The following is a 19,235-nucleotide window of genomic DNA, read 5'->3' as shown; positions in this document are numbered from 1 at the left end:
GCCCCGGGCGCCCTACGCCGGGAACACCTCGCCGGTCCGCTGGGCGCGGAAGAGGAAGCGGTAGTGGTCGCTGGTGTCCAGCAGCTCGTCGTGGGTGCCGGTGGCGACCACCTTGCCGCCGTCCAGCACGATGACGCGGTCGGCCGCCCGGATCGTGGAGTAGCGGTGCGCGATGACGAGCAGGGCGCACTCCCGCGCGATGCGCCGGATCGCGCGGTGCAGCGCCGCCTCGCTGGCCGCGTCCAGATGCGCCGTCGGCTCGTCCAGCAGCAGCAGGCCGGGGCGGGTGAGCAGCGAGCGGGCGAGCGCGATCCGCTGGCGCTCACCGCCGGAGAGCGCCATGCCGTGCTCACCGGCCTCCGTCTCCAGCCCGCGCGGCAGCCGGGCGACCAGCTCCCGCAGATGCGTCAGCTCGATCACCCGCTCCAGCTCCTCCGGACCGGCGTCGGGCGCGGCGTACAGGAGGTTCTCCCGGAGCGTGCCGTACAGCACCGGGGCCTCCTGCTCGACCAGCCCGATCCGGGCCCGGTGGGCGGCCCGGCCGACGGCCGCCACGTCCCTGCCCTCGCACAGAATCCGGCCCGCGTCCGGGTCGTAGAACCGCTCGGTGAGCGCGAAGACGGTGGACTTGCCGACGCCCGAGCCGCCGATCAGCGCGATATGCCCGCGGCGCGGCACCTCGAAGGAGACGCCGCGCAGCACCGGCCGGCGCGCCTCGTAGCCGAACCAGACGTCCCGGAACTCCAGCGCGGGCCGCTCCCCGCCCGGCGCGGGCACGTCCCGGCCGGGCCGTGCGGCGGTGTCCGCCTCGGTCGGCAGATCGATGATCTCGTTGATGCGGCGCAGCGCGCCCAGGCCCTGCCGCATGGTGCTGAGCGCCTGGAAGACGGCGCCGACCGGGCCCAGCAGAAAGAGCATGTAGAGCAGGAACGCCGCGAGGTCGGCGACCGAACCGTCGTGGCCGGCCACCCGCATCCCGCCGATGAGCAGCACCAGCAGGAACGACCCGTTGATCGTCAGCGTGATCGCCGGTGTCACCACCGCGTCGAGCGCACCGACCCGCACGCTCTGCGCGTACGCCGTCCTGGCCTCCGCCCCGATGCGCCGGGACTCGCGCAGCTCCGCGCGGCTGGCCCGCACGGTGCGGATGGCGCCCAGCGCCCGCTCCAGCTCGGCGGTCATCGCGCCGGTGGCCCGCTGGGCCTGGAGCGAGGCCCGCTCGATGCCGCGCAGGACGGAGGCGACCGCCAGCGACCCGAACGCGATCACCGCCAGCACCACCAGGAACAGCACCCAGTCCAGCCACGCCATCAGCGCGGCGACGCCCACCAGGCCGATGACGCCGGTGACCGTGTCGGTGAAGCCCTCGGACAGCAGCAGCCGCAGCGTCGTGCTGTCGGAGGTGGTGCGCGAGATCAGGTCGCCGGTGCGGTGCCGGGCGTACGTCCGCATGGGCAGCCGCAACAACTGGTCGATGAGGTTCAGGCGCAGCCCGAGCACGATGCCCTCGCCGGTACGGGCCAGGACGTAGCGGGCCACCGCCTGGACGGCCGCCTGGGCGAGGAACAGGCCGGTCAGCAGCCCGATGGTGGCGCCGGTGCCGCGGTCGGCCTGCGCTTGTTCGATGACCCGCTTGACCAGCAGCGGCTGGGCCAGCGCCAGCACCGAGCCGGCCAGCGCCAGGCCCACGGCGAGGCCGACCCGCCGCCCCTGCCCGCGCAGCAGGCCCAGCAGCTCCCGCCGCCCGCTGCGCCGCGCGCCCCGGGCGGTGGCCGGCTCGGTGAGGGCCGCCATCAGGGGCCCGACCCGGGCACATGGCCGGAGCCCACGCGCTGGAGGACGGTGAAGCCGGTGCGGACGCCGGGGAGGTCGGCCAGCACCTCGTCGTACAGCTCCGCCCAGGCGTGGAAGGCGAACCGTCCGCCGATCGAGGACCGCTGCCGCGCCACGACGACCTCCGCGGGCAGGCCGAGGGTGGCCAGGTGGACGGCGAGGGCGTAGGAGCGGGGCAGGCACAGCGCGTTCGGCTCGACCAGCCGCAGCACCGCCAGAGCGGGCAGCACCTGGCGGCGGGCCAGGCGCAGCGCGGCGGGCGGGCCGAGCGCGGCCCCGGCGTGGCACACGGGCCGCAACTCGCGCAGGCAGCCCTGGGCCGCCGGCCAGCCCTCGCGGCGCAGGACCCGCAGGGCCCGGCCGGTGCGGGTGGCGGCGGCCAGCCGCAGCCGGGGTGGCAGCGGCGGCGGCGCGGGGTCCCGGCCGGTGTCCCAGAGCAGGAACTCCCAGTCGGTGGCGGCGCCCCGCATCAGGTACCCGCGCGGCCGCGCTCGGCGAGGTGGTTCTCGGCGAGCTGGGCGGTCAGTGCCACGATGCCGTCGCGCAGCGTGGCCTCGCTCGCGTCGATGCGTGCGCCGAGGTGGTGGGCGGCGTCCTCGACGGTGTCGTAGCGCAGCGCGGCGTCGAGCATGAGGGTGGCGACGGGGTTGAGTTCGAAGTAGACGCCCTGGGCGCCGTCCATCAGGATGCCGGCGCCGTCCGCCGGGTCGAAGGCCGTCTGGGGAGTGAGCTGGAGCAGAGGCATGGCGGTCATCTCCAGGGGGCGGGGCCGGTTTTCGCTTCCAGGTCGCGCAGGAACAGCTCGACCATGGCGGAGCACAGCAGGTTCTCGGCGTTGCGGCGCAGGGCTCTGGGGTCGGCGAGGACGTCGGCCAGCCGCCGCTGGTCCAGCACTCCCGCGGCGGCCAGTTGGGCCCGCGGGTCGCCGAGGACGCGGGCGAGGGCGTCGGGGTGGCGCAGGCACCAGGTCTCGTCGGGGGAGCCCAGCCAGGTGCGTCCGTAGTGGCGCCACACGGCCGGGGGCAACCGGTGCGCGGCGGCCAGCCGCAGGACCGGTTTGTCGATGGTCCGCCCGGCGTACGGGATCAGGCGGTAGGCGTCGGGCAGCCGCGCCGCCAGGCGGCGCAGGCGCCGGCCGCCGAGCGGCTTGGCGAGATGGATACCGCGCGGTTGCCACAGGACGAGGTTCAGGGTGTGCTCCTGCGGCGCGAAATCCACGTCGTACGCCTCGGGGGCGGCGCCCGGCACCGGGATGAGGAAGTCGCTGTCCGGCTCGACCTCGCTGAGGCCCTCGGCGTCGGCGTACAGGGAGTACGACGGGGCGGCGCTGCGCAGGATGCGGCTCAGCTCCCAGCGGGTGGCGGCCAGTCCGCGCAGCATGCGCCACTTCTCGCGCCGCGCGACGTCGCCGGTGAGGACGGTGTGCAGTCCGTAGCGCAGCGGGCCGAACAGCATGTCGCCCTCCAGGCCGGACAGCACCACCCGCACGCCGTCCGCCGCGATCCGGTCGGCGAGGCGCTCCAGTGACCGTAGCCAGACGTGGTTGTAGGGGTGCGGGAAGTCCCAGTCGCCGCCGAGGTAGTCCTCCCCGCCGGCCCGGGGGACCGTCACCAGGGGCACGCGGAGGTGGCGGCACACCTGGTGGACGTAGGACGACTCGTCGGCCAACGGGTCGTCGCTGCCCATGTGGTACGCGACGATGTCGGCGCCGTGGTCGACGGCGGCGGCCAGCACGGTGGCCGAATCGACGCCCCCCGACAGCAGGATGCCCACCCGCCGGCCGCCGTCCTGGGCGTAGGGCCGGGTCTCCTCCAGCAGCAGGTCGTACGTCAGGCGCGCGTACCGTTCGAGGGAGGTGCGGCGCGGCAACTCCAGGGGCGTCAACGGCTCGTAGCGCCGGGTGCGGGTCGTCCGGGAGTCCAGGACGACGAGTTCGCCCCAGCCGAGGCGGCCCAGGTCCGGATAGACGAAGACGTCCTCGCCCCGGCAACTGCGCCACAGCGTTTCCCGCCCGAATTCCGGGAAGCGGCCCTCCAGGAGGTCCCGGGGGTCGGACGACCATTCCACCGCCGTCCGCGCTCTGCGGAAGAAGATCTGGCCGGGTGCGGCGGGGCCGCGGAAGAGGACCACCCGGTCCGGTGTCACCACGGATCCGCCGAGTTCCGCCGGGAGGCTCGTGAGGATGCCCGCCAGGGCGCGGTGGTCGTCGGCGGACACCGCCCGGATGAGCTCTTCGACGCGGCCGGCGGTGAAGCGGCGCGGCAGCGGGCCGGCGAGGAGGAGGAAGGAGCCGGGGACCGGTTGCGGGGGAGTCGCGTCGGTTCCGGGGCGCAACCATTGAAGGGCGCAACATTCCGAGGCGGGCAGTGTGGTCCGCGCGTCCCCGCGCATCACCCCGTAGCGCGGGGCGGAATGCCGCTCGCCCGGCCGGGCGCGGCCCGAGCAGCCGACCCAGTCGGTGACCAGCGGCCCGGTCACCGGGAGCCCGTCGAAAACCCCTCCCCGCTTCGCTGTCGGCGGAGCGGGTGAGGGGTGGGGACGGGGACTTCTCACAGAAGGTTGCCGTGCCCGAGGAGGTCCGGGGTTCCGCGACGGAGTTGGCCGGTCAGTTCCTCGATGCGCCCCAGGCGGATGATGGTCGGAGTGGTGTACCTCAGCATGTGGTCACCTTCTTCCACACTATGGGTATTCAGGGTTCTGCACCTGTTCAGATTAACACCGGGGCCGCTTTCACGCCTTTCGGAGTGGTTTTCGGAAATGGCGGTCCACCGGCGGTTGTTGGAAGCGTCAAGTGAATAAGTTGACCGATGAATTACGGGCGCCCACCGGCCCCCGACGGACCGGTGGGCGCCCCACCTGGCGGCGGTCTCAACCGGTCTTGCAGTACTGCGCTTCCTTGCCGATGGAACGGTAGACGCAGTCGGCGTTCTCCAGCAGCCGGAGCACCGCCTCGCGGTTACGCGCCGTTTCCTTGGGGATGACGGTGTCGCGCGGATAGAAACCGCCGTGCCCGGACGACGGATACATCTCGAAGGTGTACGCGAAGATTTTCTGGTCCCCCCACAGCCAGTCGTCGATCGACCCGTCGGTGATGTAGAGGTCGCTGGACTGCTCGGGGGTGTAGCCGTTGCTCGCGGCCATGCTCTTGCCGATGGCGGCGAAGGCGTCGTGGTCGTCCTGGGTCATGCCGGGGCCGGTCTCGCTGTAGGTGTAACCGAAGGGCCACAGCACCAGTTCGCTGTACGTGTGGAAGTCGATGGCCGCGGTGATCTGCTGCTTTCCACCGGTGACGCGGCCGCGGACGAAGTCCGAGACCACCTTGACCTCGGGGGCCGAGGCGGGCGAGGGGCCGCGGTAGGTCTCGGCCGAGGTGCTGCCGGACGAGCCGCCGCAGCAGCCCCATTTGAAGTCCCAGTTGCGGTTGAGGTCCGTACCGACATTGCTGGAACCGGCGTTGGGCTGACGGTTCTTGCGCCAGCTCCGGAACGAACCGCCGGCGATGTCGTATTCACCGCCGTCCGGGTTGAGGTCCGGTATCACCCATATCTCGCGGGAGTCGAGCATTTTGGTGAGCCGGGCGTCCGTGCCGTATTTCGAGGTGAACTCGCCCAGCAGATACAGCGCCATTTCCACCGTCAGGTGTTCCCTGGCGTGCTGGTGTGCGGTGATGAGGACTTCGGGCTCCGCCTCGTCCTTCGTGACGTTCTTGCTGAGTTTCAGGGCGAGGATGTCGCGGCCCTCGTGCGAGGTGCCGATGACCTTTTTGCTCAGCAGCGCCGGATACTTCGCGACGAGGGCGTCGATCTCCTTCGTCGCCTCCGCGTAGGTGTGGTAATTCGTGTAGCCGGCCGGGAAGTCCTTGACGCGGGCGTTCGAGGCGCCGGGGGCGGCGCCGGGCGGGTCGGGCAACTTGCGCAGCGCGTAGCCGAGTTCGCGTACGGCGGCGGCCTGGGCGCGGTCCGCGGTGATGACGACGGTGTCCGCGTGCACCTCGTCGATGGTGACGCCGGCCGAGGCGAGCACGGTCCGCGCCGCCACCGTGGCGGGACCTGTCAGCTCGTACTGGTGCGGACGTTCGGTGTCGGGCGAGGCGGTGAGCGAGAGGCCGGCCGCCGTGGAGCCGGCCGGTGGGGAGTCCTGCGCCTGTGCGGCGATCGGCGCGGCGAGCGTGAGGGAGAGGAGTGCGGCGAGGACGGTGGTGCGCCGGCCGCTGAGGGGTGGTCGCATGCGGTCTCCTGTGGGGTGGTGAGGCGAAGCGACCGCGCCAGTGTTCGGCCGTTGGCATGGGCTGGTCAAGACTTTGGACGTCCGGAAGCGGAAACGGCCCCGCGAAGGCGCGGCCGAACGGCCCGGCGGCCGACGCGAACCGGCAACTTCTCATCGATTCAGGGACGTTCATTGCCTCCCGGCGCTCGTGCGCCAACAATGCGCACGACAACACCGAAGGACCCACAAGGGACTTCGGTGACGGAAGCTGAGAGGACCCCCACATGAACCGACCTCTCGTCGGCACCCTGGCCACGGCCGTCCTGGCCGCCGCGGCACTGGTGGGCAGCACCGCCGGAACGGCCGGTGCGGCCGCCCACCCCGGAAAGTCGGCACCGGCCGACGGGGCGCGCGCGGTCGCGCACGCCCCCGAGGCCAAGACGAAGACCAAGGCCGTGAACTTCGCGGGCACGGTCGCACTGAGCAACTGCTCGGGCTCCGTGGTGCGGATGCCCGACTCGCAGCCGAACGACCCCGCCATGGTGATGTCCAACGGCCACTGCCTGGAAGGCGGAATGCCCGGCCCGGGCGAGGTCGTCGTCGACGAACCGTCCAGCCGCAGCTTCACGCTGCTGAGCGCCTCGGCCGGCCGGCTCGGCACGATCAAGGCCACCAAGGTCGCGTACGCCACGATGACCGACACCGACGTCTCGCTCTACGAGACCGGCTCCACCTACGCCGCGATCGAGAGCAAGTACGGCATCAAGCCGCTGGAACTCGCCACCACGCACCCCACCCAGGGCGCCAAGATCAGCGTGGTCTCCGGCTACTGGAAGAAGATCTACTCCTGCGCCATCGACGGATTCGTGCCCGTCCTGAAGGAGGGCGACTGGACCTGGAAGGACTCCGTCCGCTACACCCCCGAGTGCCACACGATAGGCGGCACCTCCGGATCGCCGGTGATCGACACCGCCACCGGCAAGGTCGCGGCCGTCAACAACACGGGCAACGAGGACGGCGAGGAGTGCACCGTCAACAACCCGTGCGAGGTGGACGAGAACGGCCAGGTCACCGTCCACAAGGGCATCAACTACGCCGAGCAGACCTACGGGATACCGAAGTGCTTCGGCACCGGCAACAAGCTGGACCTCGGCCGGCCCGGCTGTGAACTGCCCAAGCCGTCGGCCACCCGTCGCTGAACGACGCGCACCCTGAGAAACCCCGAGAAACCCTGAGAAGGACGCCGGGGGGGGGGGGGGGGGGGGGGGGGGGGGGGGGAGGGGGGGGGGGGGGGGGGGGGGGGGGGGGGGGGGGGGAGGGGGGGGTTGGAACGTCCCCCCCCCCCCCCCCCCCCCACCCCCCCCCCCCCCCCCCACCCCCCCCCCCCCCCCCCCCCCCCCCCCCCCCCCCCCCCCCGGCCGGGGCGCCAAGGCGCCAGGGGCTACGGCAGACCGTGGACGTGCGCGCCCACCTGGCTCGCGAAGGCGTTGCCGCCGGCGGCGTCCCAGTTCGTCGACCAGGTCATCGCGCCGCGCAGCCCCGGGTACGTCCGCGGCGGCTTGAAGGAGCCGCAGTGGGTGCCCTGGGTGAGGCAGTCCAGCGCCGCGTTGACCACCGACGGTTCGACGTAGCCGCTGCCGGCCGCGCGGGAGGAAGCCGGCACGCCGATGCCGACCTGGGACGGATCGAGGCCGCCCTCCAGTTGGACGCAGGCCAGCGCGGTCAGGAAGTCCACCGTGCCCTGGGCGTAGACGTTGCCGTCGCAGCCGTTCATCGAACCGCTGTTGTAGTACTGCATGTTGACGACGGTCAGGAAGTCCTTGATGCCGAGCGCCGTCTTGAAGTACTCGTTCCGGGTCGACTGCATGTCGACGGTCTGGGGCGCCATGGTCACCACCACATCGCCGTGCGCGGCGTGCACCGCCTTCAGCGCCCGCGTCATATAGGTGGAGTCGAGGCCGTTCTCCAGGTCGATGTCGACACCGTCGAAGCCGTACTCGTCCATCAGGCCGTTGACGGAGTCGGCGAAGTTCTTCGCGGAGGCGTCGTCGCTGACGGACACCGCGCCCTTCTCGCCGCCGACGGAGAGGACGACGGACTTGCCGGCCGCCTGCCGGTCCTTGATGTCCGCCTTGAAGTCGTCGGCGGAGCCGTAACCGGTGGCCGGATCGAGGCGGAAGGTCACCGCCCCGGGTGCGCCGGCCGCCTCCGCGAACGACACCGCGATGATGTCGTAGGCGTCGTCGACGTCCCCGAGCTTTTGCACCGTGGCGCCGTTGTCGAAGTTCTGCCAGTAGCCGGTGACCGCGTGCCCCGGGACCGCGGCGGCCCGCCGCGGGTGGTCCTCGGCGCCCTGCGCGGTGCCCGACGCGAGGACGCCGGCCGACACCAGCACCGTGGCGGCCAGGGACGCCAGCAGCCTGAAGGGGACTCTTCCTGATCGTGCGCGAACCACGACTGCCTCCGTGTGGGGGGAGTTTGGGGAGTGCTGCGATACGCGCTCAGGGGCCCCTGGGCTTGGCGTACAAGGTGGTCCAGACCATTCGGCCTGTCAAGACTCCTGCGGGAACCGGCCGTTCCCGGTGGCGGGACGGTCATGACGAGTAGCCCAGAACGTGTTCTCTTGGGGCGTATCTCGTGGATAAAGTGCTGAGCGTATGGCGCCGATGGCGCAGAGCTGTGCCGATCCGCGGTCCCGGACCCCCGGCGGCCGGAGGAAGTGGGGGAGCGACGTGCCGACCGCGATTGCAGTCACCAGCCCTGACCTCGCGCTGCCCGCCACCGACCACCGCACCCCGGCGGCCGTCGTCCTCCAGGCCCCGCACCTCCAGCCGCTGGACGACGCGCTGACCTATACCAGCGCCGTCCTCGAACACCACGGCCATCTGATCGCCCTGTACTCCGCCGCCTGCCCGCCGGAGCACGTCCGCCGCCTGCACACCCTGCGCGCCGTCCTGGAGAGCGACCGGATCGCCATCGTGCCGCTGGCCCTGCCGCCGCTGGGCGTGGCCGTGCTCGCCCGCCAGCTACGGCAGTTGTCGCTGTGCGACTTCAGCCCCGGCGTACTGGCCTGCGCGGCGCGCCTGCTGGCCCATTACGTCCACGCGGGCGCCCTGCTCGGCAGCCTCAGCGGCCTGGACCGGGTCGCGGTCGACCTGCGCTCCCATCTGAAGTCCTGGCTGCCCGGCACCCAGTTCGCGGTGCTCGCCCACCCCGAACCCCGGTTGGTCGCCGTGGACCGGCACAGCGCCGAATCCGGGCTGCCGGCCCCCGGGTACGCCACCCACCTCGCCGTCGCGCGCGGGCAGCTCACCACGGAGTGGGTCGACCGGGTGCTCGCCCCCGCCTGGCAGGTGGGCGGTGTCTGCGAGGCGCCGCTGCCCGCCGAGTCCGCCCGGTGGTGGGGTACCGGCAAGCTGATCGAGTTCGCCGCGGCCCTGCCCGACCTGTCGGTCCTGCACCCGCTCGTGGCCTCCGTACGGCGCGAGTCGTGCCGCTGGTGCGGCCTGGAAGTCCTGGGCGACCGCTGCGCGTTCTGCGCGGCGCCCCTGGCCAGGGACGCCGCGCACGGCGGCGGCCGGCGCGCGGACCGCCCCGCGGCCATAGCCGGGCCGGCCGCCACGAGCGCCGCCCCCGCCCGCACCGCCCCCGCGCCCACCACGCCCGCACCCCCCGGGCCCGCCGCCCCGCCCCCCTCGCCGCTCACCCGCCGCGGCCTCTCGCCCGTCGCCCCCGCCGGCGTTCCCGGCCTCTCGTACGCCCCAAGCGTCCCCGGCGCCACCGGCGTCACCGGCGTCCCCGGCGTCCCCTGTGGCCCCCAACCGGCCACGGGCCCGCGGACGGTGGCCCGCGTGCGCTGAGAGACCCCGCCGCACGGCCGCGCCGCCGCCCCCCCCACCGATCCGCCCGCCCCGCCCCCGCCGCCCCGTCCCGATCGAGGTCCCTTCCCCATGAACTCACGCCAGCGCCGCGGAGTGATCCTGCTGCTCCTGTCGGTCCTGTGCGCCGTCGGCGCGTTCGTCGGCGTGCTGTCGGTGATCAAGGACGTCGAGTCCAAGGTCGGCCCGGAAAGGACGGCGTACCGGCTGAAGGCGGATGTCGCCGCCTATAAAACGCTGGATCCGGGGCAGTTCGAAAAGGTGCGCATGCCTCAGCGGTGGCTGCCGCCCACCGCCGTCACCGACCTCGACGAGGTCAGCGGCAAGATAGCCGTGACCCCGCTGAAGAAGGGGTCACTCCTTCAGGACGACATGATCGTCGAGCGCCCCGCCCTGAAAACCGGGCAGCAGGAGATCGCCATCATGATCGACGCCGCCACCGGAGTCGCCGGCAAGATCACCCCCGGCTCCCGGGTGAACATCTACGCCACCTTCGAGGGCAAGCGCCCCGAGGACAAGCCCGTCTCCAAGGTCATCGTGGCCGGCGCCCAGGTCATCGACGTCGGCAAGCTGACGCCCCTGGAGGCCAAGGACCCCGGCGACACCACCGGCACCCGCCAGGCCGGCGAGGCCGTGCCCATCACCTTCGCCCTGGGCACCCGCGACGCCCAGCGCGTCGCCTACGCCGAATCCTTCGCCTCCCACGTACGGCTCGCCCTCCTCGCCCCCGGCGGCCAGAGCACGATCCCGCCCGGCGAGCGCACCTACACCCTCGACGGCGACAAGTGACCCGGAGGCACAGGTGACCATCCGTATCCTCCCGGCGGTCGGCGACCCGGACGCCGCCCGCACGGTGTCCGCGCTGCTCGGCCAGTTGCCGGACGCCGAGCCCGAGCCCGCCGTGACCGACTCCACCGCCCTGCTGCACGCCCTGGCGGCGGCCGCCGCACCGGCCACCGGCCAGAGCGCCGGCCAACCGCCCGCCGCGATCGAGGGTCTGCCCGAAGTCGTCCTCGTCCACGAGCGGATCGGCCCGGCCCCGGCGCTGGAACTGATCCGCGAGGTCGCGCTGCGCTTCCCCGCCGTCGGCGTCGTCCTGATCACCACCGACGCCGGGCCCGCCCTCTTCTCCGCCGCGATGGACGCCGGCGCCCGCGGCATCGTCGGACTGCCGCTCGCCTACGACGAACTGGCCGCCCGGGTACGGGCCGCCGCCCAGTGGTCGGCGGGCGTACGGGCGCACCTGGGAGGCGGCGGCGAGACGCTGCCCGCACCGAACGGCATCCTGGTGACCGTCACCGGCGCCAAGGGCGGCGTCGGCACCACCGTCACCGCCGTCCAGCTCGCGCTGGCCGCGCGCGCCGCCGGCCGCAGCGTCGCGCTGGTGGACATGGACCTCCAGTCCGGCGACGTCGCCTCCTACCTGGACGTCCAGTTCCGCCGCTCGATCGTCGACCTGGCCGGCATCGAGGACATCTCCGTACGGGTGCTCCAGGACGCGGTGCACGACCACCACACCGGGCTCGGGCTGCTGCTGGCCCCGGAGGAGGGCGAGCGCGGCGAGGAGGTCGACGACCGGGCCGCCCGCCAGATCGTCACCGCGCTGCGCTCGCGCTACGAAGTCGTGATCGCCGACTGCGGTTCGCAGATGCAGTCCGCGAACGCCGCCGCCGTCGAACTCGCCGACACCGCCCTGCTGGTGACCACCCCCGACGTGATCTCCGTACGCGCCGCCAAACGGCAGGTGCGGCTGTGGGACCGGCTGCGCATCCGCAAGGCGCAGGACACCCTCACCGTCGTCAACCGCCTCACCCGCAACACCGAGATCCAGCCGCCGCTGGTCGCCAAGGCCACCGGCACCCAGGTGGCCAGGACACCCGTCCCGGCCGCCTTCAAAGAGCTCCAGCCCTGCGTCGACGCCGGCCGGATGCAGGACCTCGACAGCCGGTCGACGGTCAAGCAGGCCCTGTGGGCGCTGGCCGGCGAGCTGGGCCTGGTCGACGGGCCCGCCACCCACCAGGGGCGCGGCGGGCCGCGCGGCCGTACGTCGCTGACCGGGCGCAAGCGCAAGGCCCTCACGGCGGGCGCGGCGGCCCCGGAGGCGGGGCCCTTCGGCCCGGCCGGTCCGCCCGAGGAGGGCTGAGCGGTGCGCCGGCCGCTGGGCGGCAGCGACCGGGGACAGGTCTCCGTCGAATTCCTCGGTCTGCTCCCCCTGATCGCGACGGTCCTCGCCCTGGTCTGGCAGTTCGTGCTGGTCGGCTACACCTACTCGCTCGCCGCGCACGCCGCCGACCGGGGAGCGCGGGCCGCCACCGCCACCCAGGGCGGCGGCGCGGGCGCCTGCCGCACCGCCGCCGCACGCGACCTGCCGGGCTCCTGGCGCGGCGGTGCCACCTTCCGGTGCGGCGCCGAGGCCGGCCTGTGGCGGGCCACCGTCCACCTCAAGGTCCCCGTGCTCTTCCCCGGCGCCGCCGACTTCCCCTGGACGGTCACCGGTACGGCCGGCGCGGTGAAGGAGGCCCGGGGATGAGCGCGGCGGACAGCACGAAGCGAGAGGGGAGCGCCATGGCACGCCGCCCGGAGCGCCGCCACCCGCGCCTTCCCGGCCGGCTGCGCGGCCGCGGCCGGGACCGGGGCCAGGTCTCCATCGAATTCCTCGGCTTCCTGCCGATCCTGCTCCTGGTCGCCCTCGCCGTGGTCCAACTGGGCCTGGGCGCCTACGCCGTCCAGCAGGCCGGCACCGGCGCCCGCGCCGCGGCCCGTACGGCGTCCCTGGACGAGCCCGACCGCGAGCTTCCGCCACGGGCCGCGGGCCTTGCCGCGATGAGCGGCTGGGTCGCCGACGGCGCCACCATCTCCGTGGAGGCGGGCGGCGGTTCGGTCCGCGCCACCGCGACCGTGCGCATCCCCTCGCTCCTCCCCGGGGTGGACTTCGGCTCCGCCCGCCGCAGCGCCACCATGCCCCGTACCGCACCCGGCACCGCCGTCGCGTATGCCGGCCGCCCGCACGCCGCGGCGCCCGTCGGCCGCGTTCACCAAGGAGCAGCCCCGCGATGAGTCTGAAAGCCCGGATCGTCGCGCCCGAGCCGCCCGCCGAGGCACGCCACGACAGCCACCTCGTCGCGGTCTACCGCGCCAAGCTGCTCGAAGAGATCGACCTGGCCGAGATGTCCTCGCTGGCCGCGGCCGAACGCCGGACCCGCCTGGAGCGTGTCCTGGGCCACCTCATCAGCCGCGAGGGCCCGGTCCTGTCCACCGCCGAACGCGCCCAGCTCATCCGCCGCGTCGTCGACGAGGCGCTGGGCCTGGGCGTCCTCGAACCGCTCCTGGAAGACCCCTCGATCACCGAGATCATGGTCAACGGCCCCGACCAGGTGTACGTCGAGCGCAACGGCCGCGTCGAACTCCTCCCCGTCCGCTTCGCCTCCCACGAACAACTGATGCAGACGATCGAGCGGATCGTCTCCACCGTCAACCGGCGGGTCGACGAGTCCAACCCGATGGTCGACGCGCGACTGCCGTCCGGCGAACGCGTCAACGTCATCATCCCGCCGCTCGCCCTCAACGGCGCCACCCTCACCATCCGCCGCTTCCCCCGCGCCTACACCCTCGCCGAACTCATCGGCATGGGCACCCTCGACGAGCAGATGCTGATGCTGCTGGCCGCGCTGGTGCGCGCCAAGTTCAACGTCGTCGTCTCCGGCGCCACCGGCGCCGGCAAGACCACCCTGCTCAACGCCCTCTCCGGCCTCATCCCGGACGGCGAGCGCATCATCACCGTCGAGGACGCCGCCGAACTCCAGCTCCAGCAGACCCACGTCATCCGGCTGGAGTCGCGGCCGCCCAACGTCGAGGGCAAGGGCCGGATCACCATCCGCGACCTCGTACGCAACTCCCTGCGCATGCGCCCCGACCGCATCATCGTCGGCGAGGTACGCGGCGGTGAGACCCTCGACATGCTCCAGGCCATGTCCACCGGCCACGACGGCTCGCTCGCCACCGTCCACGCCAACAACGCCGAGGACGCCCTGATGCGCCTCCAGACGCTCGCCTCCATGTCGGACGTCACCATCCCCTTCGAGGCGCTGCGCGACCAGATCAACAGCGCCGTCGACTGCATCGTCCAACTCGGCCGGCACGCCGACGGCTCCCGCCGGATCGGCGAGATCGCCCTCCTGGACTCCCGGGGCCACGAGGACTACCGCATCGCCACCATCTGCCGCTTCGACGCCGAACCGATGGGCGCCGACCGCGTCGTGCACGGCCGGTTCCGCTACTTCCCGCTGCCGCGCCGAGCCGCCGAACGCCTCTTCATGGCGAGCGAGGCCACCCCGCCCGCCTTCGGCGTCGCCACCAGCGACGACCAGCTCGCCACCCGGAAGGCCACCTCATGACCGGCCCGCGCGACCCCGCCCTCCTCGCCCTGGGAGCCACCGTCCTGTGCGGGGTGCTGGCGGTCGCCGGAGTGCGGACCTACGCGGCCGGGCGCGCCCAGCGCCAGGCCGTCGTCGACCGGCTCGCCGACGAGCGGAGCCTGCCCGCGGCCGGCCGGCGCCGCCGTTTCCCCTCCGTCGACCGCACCCTGCGCGGCACCCGCTTCGGCCGCCGCCTCGGCCTGCGGCTGGCCGCCACCGGCCTGGAGGTCACCCCCGGCGAATTCGTCGTCTACCTGCTCGGCACGGTGCTGGCGGTGTGGCTGATCGCCCAGGCCACCCTCGCCGCGTTCTTCGGCCCGCTCGCGGCCCTGGCCGCCGTCTGGGCCGCGTTCGCCTTCCTCAACTGGCAGCGCCAGAAGCGCATCGAGAAATTCATCGGCCAGCTCCCCGAACTCTCCCGCATCCTCGCCAACGCCACCCAGGCCGGGCTGGCCCTGCGGACGGCCCTGGCCATGGCCGCCGAGGAACTGGAGGCACCGGCGGGCGAGGAGCTGGCCAAGGTCTGCGACAAGCTCGCCGTCGGCCACTCCATCGACGAGGCGCTCGGCGAACTCGCCGACCGCCTCCCCTCCCGCGAACTCGTCGTGCTGGTCACCACCCTGGTCCTCGCCAACCGCGCCGGCGGCACCGTCGTCGGCTCGCTGCGCAACCTCACCAAGACGCTGGAGGAGCGCAAGGAGACCCGCCGCGAGGTGCGCACCCAGCTCTCCCAGGTCGTCGTCACCGCCTACGTCGTCCCGCTGCTCGGCATCGGCACCCTGCTGCTGATGAACCGGATCGCGCCCGGCGCCATCGACCGGATGACCTCCTCCTTCCTCGGCCAGCTCGCGGTCCTGGTGGCCTTCGCCCTCTACGCGCTGGGCTTCTTCCTCATCCGCCGCTTCTCCAAGATCGACGTCTAGGTGTCAGGTATCGCCATGGGAACCGGAATCTGGCTGGCCCTCCTCTTCGCCCTCTCGGTCGCCGGCATCGCCTGCGGAACCGCCCTCTACCGCCGCGAGGCCAGGCTGCCGCCGGACCTCGCGCTGGCCCTGGAGGTCGGCTCGACCCGGACGACCGCCGTCGGCTCCGCCGTCGACCGCACCGGCATGCGCTACGCCCCCCTCGTCCTGCGCCTGATGGGCGGCAGACGCGTCGCCCGCCTGCGCCGGCGCATCGATCTCGCGGGCAACCCCGGCGGCCTGACCGTCGACCGCTACGCCGCCCGCCGCGCCGTCTACGGCGCCCTCGGCTTCTTCGGCGCGGTGGTGATGTTCCTGCGCGGCCAGCCGGTTCTCGGCGTCCTGATGGTCCTGTTCGGCCTCTTCTGGACAGAGGTCGGGATCTGGGCCGCGATCCGCCTGCGCCGCGACACCATCGAACGCACCCTCCCCGACTTCCTGGACGTCCTCGCCGTCGTCGTCAGCGCGGGGCTCGGTTTCCGCCAGGCGCTGGACCGGGTCGCGGAGAAGTACGAGGGCCCCTGGGCCGACGAACTGCGCATCACCCTGCGGCAGATGGACATGGGTGTCAGCCGCCGTGCGGCCTTCGATGAACTGCGCAAACGCAACGACTCCGAACAGGTCGCCCAGTTCGTCACCGCCCTCCAGCAGGGCGAGGAACTGGGTTCGCCGATCGTCGAGACGCTGATCCAGATCGCCGACGACATGCGCCGCACCGACGCCCAGAACGCCCGCCGGCGCGCGGCCCGGGCGGTGCCCAAAGCCACCATGATCGTCACCACCTTCATGGTCCCGGCCACCATGATCCTGCTGCTCGCGGGCTTCTTCCTGGGCTCGGGGACCAACTTCGGCTCACTGATGGGGGACTGACCGTGCCGCCTCGGGCCGCGCCGGCCGGTCCCGCCCGGCGCACCCGGCCGGATGCGGGCGGCGCACCGCCCGCTTCTCGCCAACGTCTTCGCAACAGCAACGAGTTGTGCCACAGTGGTGGGCCTGGCGGCTCCCTCCGTACCGCGATACGGGCGGACCGGCCGGTCTCGAAGGTGTCGGTGCGGCGGAGGGTTCTGGAGGGGGAGCGGGGGTGGGCGGGGTGCGCGGGAGTGGCCAAAACAGGCCGTTGTGCCGCTTGTTCGTGTTCCCGAAAGGAGACGGGGTACGGAATCCCTGTTCCGGGAACCCTCTTCCAGCGTACTTTTCTCGTGTCAAGAGCGCGGACAAGCGCGCCGGCACCACGGGGACAGACCAGCCGGACCAGAGCGGGACGGCCGCCCATGGAGGGGAAGACGATGGCGAAGCGGGTTTTGGGGAACGACCGGGGACAGACCTCGATCGAGTACCTCGGCATCATCGCGGTGGTCGTGGCGATCGTCCTGGTCCTGTCGACCACGGACTTCGGCAGCCAGATCGCGAACGCCATCGCGAACAAGATCTCCGACGTCGTCGGCATCTAGCCGGCGCCACGGCCATGACGGCCCTTCCCACGCGCCGGCGGCGCGACGCGGGGCAGGCCTTTCCGCTCTACATCGTTGCGGTCGGGGGCCTGCTCTTTCTCGCGTTCGCGTTCTTCGCCGTGGGCCAGGCGGCGGCCACCCGCAACGGCGCGCAGACCGCCGCCGACGCGGCCGCGCTCGCCGCCGGCCAGAAGTACCGCGAGCAGCTCACCGCGAAAGTGCTCCAGGGCGTCCGGGACGGCAGTGCCGACGACGACGCGGCGGCGTGGGAGGAGCTGTTGCGCGGGCGGGGCGCGCCCTCGGCGGCGGCCTGCGCGCACGCGGCCTGGTTCGCGGGCCGCAACGACGCGGTCCTCACCGGCGCCGGCTGCGTGCCGGGCTCCTGGCCCACCTCGTTCGACGTGACGGTCAAGTCCCGCCGCACGGTCGGCGATTCGGTCATCCCGGGCACGGAGAAGGAGCACGCCGCCGCGCGCGCCAAGGCCGTCGTCGCACCCCGCTGCACCCGCGACCCGGCCCCGGCGGACGAGGACGGGCCCACGGGCGGCACGGGCACCGGGAGCGGGGAGGACGGGACGGGCGACGGCGAGGACGGCAAGGGCGAGGGTGACAAGCCCGCGACCGTCGCGCTCCTCTGCGACGGCGAGAGCCGGACGCTCGACCCCGACGACCTCAGCGATCCACCCGACGCCTCCGACCTCTTCGCCGTACGCCTCGCCAACTGACCGGCGCGGCGGCGCCCCTGACGAACCGAGCCGACAGACCGGACCCACCGGACCGCACGGCCCCGAGCCACCGACCCGAGCGAGACCCCGGACCACCGACGAGCCACCGACGATCAAAGGAATCGCATCCATGAGCATTCGGCGCACCACGAAGGCCGCCAGGGGAGCGGTCGCCATGGCGAGCGCTGCCGGCCTGGCTCTCGTCGTGGCCGGCTGCGGTGGCGACGGCGGCGGCGCGCGGGGTGGGGACGGCGGCAAGCCCCCCGCCCCCGCCACCTCCTCGGCGGAGAGCGGCCCCGGCGCACCGGCGGCCGACTCCGACAAGGTGATCGGCGAGATGAAGGGACCGGACGGCATCGTGGTCACGCTGCACTCCGTCGTCCGTGACTCCGGCGGCTTCGTCACCGTCAACGGCACGGTGACCAACCGCGGCACCCGCGCCTTCAACGCCATCGACTGGCGCTCCAACGAGACGGAGATGCGGTCGCGTTCCTCCATCTCCGGCGCCACGCTCGTGGACAAGGCCGGCAAGAAACGGTATTTGGTGCTGCGGGACACCAACGGCGAATGCCTGTGCACCACCGGGCTCAGCGGTCTGCTGCCGGGGGCCAGCCGCCCGGTCTTCGCGCAGTTCCCGGCGCCGCCGGCCAAGGTGACCGAGGTCGACTTCCAGTTGCCGACGATGCCGCCGGCCAGCGTGCGGATCACGGACTGAGCGGGCCGATGACCACGACCTCCACCCCCGCCGCGCCTGCCACGCCCCTGGTGACCCACGCGTCACCCACGTCCCGCACGTCGCACGCCCTCCGTACGGCCGGCACCGTCGCTGCGGCCCTGCTGCTGACCTCGACGCTCACGGCCCCGGCCGCGCGGGCCGACCCGCCCGGGATGACCGAGGACACCAGCCCGCCGGTGCGCATCGACCCGCACGACCCCGACCTGCGCATGGTCCAGGGAGCCAAGCTCGCCCCGTCCAAGGTCCTCAACATCAAGTCGATCGTCGAGACCGACGACGGGTCCGAGCGGCGCCAGGACACCAACGACAACGTGACCTTCGCGCTCCAGGCCGAGGTGCTCTTCGGCAAGGACAGCGCCGACCTGACCCCGGACGCGCTCTCCCGTATCCGCACCATCGCCGCCGAGATCCGCAAGCAGCACGCCACCAGCCTGCGGGTCTTCGGCTTCACCGACAACCTCGGCTCGGCCGGGCACGGCCTGGTGCTGTCCAAGGACCGGGCCAACGCCGTCCAGCGGGAGCTGGCCGAGGACCTCGGCTCGTCGGTCTCCTTCCAGATCCGCGGTTACGGCGAGCAGTACCCCATCGCCGACAACTCCACCGAAGCCGGCCGTAAGAAGAACCGCCGGGTCGAGGTCAGCTTCCCGCGCGCCGCGTCCTGACCGCCGTGCCGCGGACCACCGTCACGCGCAGGCCGGGCCGCAGTCCCCAGCGCGCCATCGCGCCCGCCTCGGCCTCCAGGACGTGCCGGGCGCGCGGGCGGGGCAGCCCCATCCGTCCCGGCGGCATCGTCCGCACCGCCAGCACCGTGAAGTCCCGGCTCAGATAGGCGACATCGAGCGCGAACCGCATCCCGAAGGTGTGCACCCCGCTCGCCGGCGTCAGCAGCAGAGCCCCCTCGACACCGTCGCGACCCAGCAGACCGCGGGTGCGGGCGCGGTAGGACGCCGCGATCTCCAGCGGAATGTCCGCCGCCGCGCCCCGCAGGATCCCCGGACCGTTCTCCCAACGCGCCATGGCCGTCGTTCT

The 19,235-nt window shown here is 73.0% G+C and carries 20 protein-coding genes; 13 read left to right on the top strand and 7 right to left on the bottom strand.

Translation table 11 applies throughout. The features are described from left to right. Positions 1–12: 12 nt before the first annotated feature. From ACZ45Z_RS10730 to ACZ45Z_RS10710, 5 genes are all read right to left on the bottom strand, one after another. Entirely contained in the window at positions 13–1,794 is a 1,782-nt protein-coding gene (locus tag ACZ45Z_RS10730) for an ABC transporter ATP-binding protein (protein WP_468359380.1), read from the bottom strand. After that, the gene (locus ACZ45Z_RS10725) at positions 1,794–2,303 is read right to left on the bottom strand and encodes a lasso peptide biosynthesis B2 protein (protein ID WP_468359377.1); all 510 of its coding nucleotides are present in this window, start codon (positions 2,301–2,303) and stop codon (positions 1,794–1,796) included. The genes ACZ45Z_RS10730 and ACZ45Z_RS10725 overlap by 1 nt, the downstream gene beginning before the upstream one ends. After that, on the bottom strand, positions 2,303–2,587 hold the full coding sequence (locus ACZ45Z_RS10720) for a PqqD family protein (protein WP_468359374.1): 285 nt from the start codon (positions 2,585–2,587) through the stop codon (positions 2,303–2,305). Before ACZ45Z_RS10720 ends, ACZ45Z_RS10725 begins: the two co-directional genes overlap by 1 nt. After that, positions 2,584–4,311, bottom strand: a complete 1,728-nt coding sequence (locus ACZ45Z_RS10715; protein ID WP_468359371.1) for an asparagine synthase-related protein — start codon at positions 4,309–4,311, stop codon at positions 2,584–2,586. The genes ACZ45Z_RS10720 and ACZ45Z_RS10715 overlap by 4 nt, the downstream gene beginning before the upstream one ends. Before the next feature lie 390 nt (positions 4,312–4,701). Further along, positions 4,702–6,060: a M14 family metallopeptidase gene (locus tag ACZ45Z_RS10710; RefSeq protein WP_468359368.1), complete on the bottom strand. Its 1,359-nt coding sequence runs from the start codon at positions 6,058–6,060 to the stop codon at positions 4,702–4,704. Positions 6,061–6,323: 263 nt separating this feature from the next. On the opposite strand from ACZ45Z_RS10710, the gene ACZ45Z_RS10705 reads away from it, so the two are divergent. Continuing rightward, positions 6,324–7,238 (top strand): trypsin-like peptidase domain-containing protein, encoded by a 915-nt coding sequence (locus tag ACZ45Z_RS10705; RefSeq protein ID WP_468359365.1) that lies wholly within the window; start codon positions 6,324–6,326, stop codon positions 7,236–7,238. A gap of 242 nt (positions 7,239–7,480) precedes the next feature. Here the strand turns inward: ACZ45Z_RS10705 and ACZ45Z_RS10700 are convergent, their stop codons facing one another. Further along, on the bottom strand, positions 7,481–8,494 hold the full coding sequence (locus tag ACZ45Z_RS10700) for a chitinase (RefSeq protein WP_468359362.1): 1,014 nt from the start codon (positions 8,492–8,494) through the stop codon (positions 7,481–7,483). A 277-nt stretch (positions 8,495–8,771) separates the two neighbouring features. On the opposite strand from ACZ45Z_RS10700, the gene ACZ45Z_RS10695 reads away from it, so the two are divergent. From ACZ45Z_RS10695 to ACZ45Z_RS10640, 12 genes are all read left to right on the top strand, one after another. Beyond that, a complete protein-coding gene (locus ACZ45Z_RS10695) occupies positions 8,772–9,899 on the top strand; it encodes a hypothetical protein (RefSeq protein ID WP_468359359.1) in 1,128 nt (375 codons plus the stop codon). Positions 9,900–9,989: 90 nt separating this feature from the next. Beyond that, positions 9,990–10,706 (top strand): Flp pilus assembly protein CpaB, encoded by a 717-nt coding sequence (gene cpaB / locus ACZ45Z_RS10690; protein WP_468359356.1) that lies wholly within the window; start codon positions 9,990–9,992, stop codon positions 10,704–10,706. 13 nt (positions 10,707–10,719) lie between these two features. Continuing rightward, positions 10,720–12,060, top strand: coding sequence for an AAA family ATPase (locus tag ACZ45Z_RS10685; RefSeq protein WP_468359353.1), 1,341 nt, complete (start codon positions 10,720–10,722; stop codon positions 12,058–12,060). Positions 12,061–12,063: 3 nt separating this feature from the next. After that, positions 12,064–12,447 carry a TadE/TadG family type IV pilus assembly protein gene (locus ACZ45Z_RS10680; RefSeq protein WP_468359350.1) on the top strand — a complete coding sequence of 128 codons (384 nt, stop codon included), beginning with the start codon at positions 12,064–12,066 and terminating at the stop codon, positions 12,445–12,447. Further along, entirely contained in the window at positions 12,444–12,974 is a 531-nt protein-coding gene (locus tag ACZ45Z_RS10675; RefSeq protein ID WP_468359347.1) for a TadE/TadG family type IV pilus assembly protein, read from the top strand. The genes ACZ45Z_RS10680 and ACZ45Z_RS10675 overlap by 4 nt, the downstream gene beginning before the upstream one ends. Further along, a complete protein-coding gene (locus ACZ45Z_RS10670; RefSeq protein ID WP_468359344.1) occupies positions 12,971–14,311 on the top strand; it encodes a CpaF family protein in 1,341 nt (446 codons plus the stop codon). The genes ACZ45Z_RS10675 and ACZ45Z_RS10670 overlap by 4 nt, the downstream gene beginning before the upstream one ends. Continuing rightward, complete coding sequence (locus tag ACZ45Z_RS10665; RefSeq protein ID WP_468359340.1) at positions 14,308–15,255, top strand: type II secretion system F family protein; 948 nt, start codon at positions 14,308–14,310, stop codon at positions 15,253–15,255. The genes ACZ45Z_RS10670 and ACZ45Z_RS10665 overlap by 4 nt, the downstream gene beginning before the upstream one ends. Before the next feature lie 15 nt (positions 15,256–15,270). Continuing rightward, on the top strand, positions 15,271–16,164 hold the full coding sequence (locus tag ACZ45Z_RS10660; RefSeq protein WP_468359337.1) for a DUF5936 domain-containing protein: 894 nt from the start codon (positions 15,271–15,273) through the stop codon (positions 16,162–16,164). Between the two features lie 416 nt (positions 16,165–16,580). After that, entirely contained in the window at positions 16,581–16,745 is a 165-nt protein-coding gene (locus ACZ45Z_RS10655) for a membrane protein (RefSeq protein WP_033266190.1), read from the top strand. A 14-nt stretch (positions 16,746–16,759) separates the two neighbouring features. Then, positions 16,760–17,470 carry a pilus assembly protein TadG-related protein gene (locus tag ACZ45Z_RS10650; RefSeq protein ID WP_468359334.1) on the top strand — a complete coding sequence of 237 codons (711 nt, stop codon included), beginning with the start codon at positions 16,760–16,762 and terminating at the stop codon, positions 17,468–17,470. A gap of 130 nt (positions 17,471–17,600) precedes the next feature. Then, positions 17,601–18,185 carry a hypothetical protein gene (locus ACZ45Z_RS10645; protein ID WP_468359331.1) on the top strand — a complete coding sequence of 195 codons (585 nt, stop codon included), beginning with the start codon at positions 17,601–17,603 and terminating at the stop codon, positions 18,183–18,185. Positions 18,186–18,193: 8 nt separating this feature from the next. Next, positions 18,194–18,868, top strand: coding sequence for an OmpA family protein (locus ACZ45Z_RS10640; protein WP_468359328.1), 675 nt, complete (start codon positions 18,194–18,196; stop codon positions 18,866–18,868). On the opposite strand, the gene ACZ45Z_RS10635 is transcribed toward ACZ45Z_RS10640, so the two are convergent. Then, positions 18,843–19,223: a DUF192 domain-containing protein gene (locus ACZ45Z_RS10635; protein WP_468359325.1), complete on the bottom strand. Its 381-nt coding sequence runs from the start codon at positions 19,221–19,223 to the stop codon at positions 18,843–18,845. The genes ACZ45Z_RS10640 and ACZ45Z_RS10635 overlap by 26 nt on opposite strands. Positions 19,224–19,235: the final 12 nt, after the last annotated feature.

The organism is Streptomyces sp. NPDC031210 (assembly GCF_055570395.1).
This window is presented reverse-complemented; position numbering and strand designations above follow the sequence as displayed.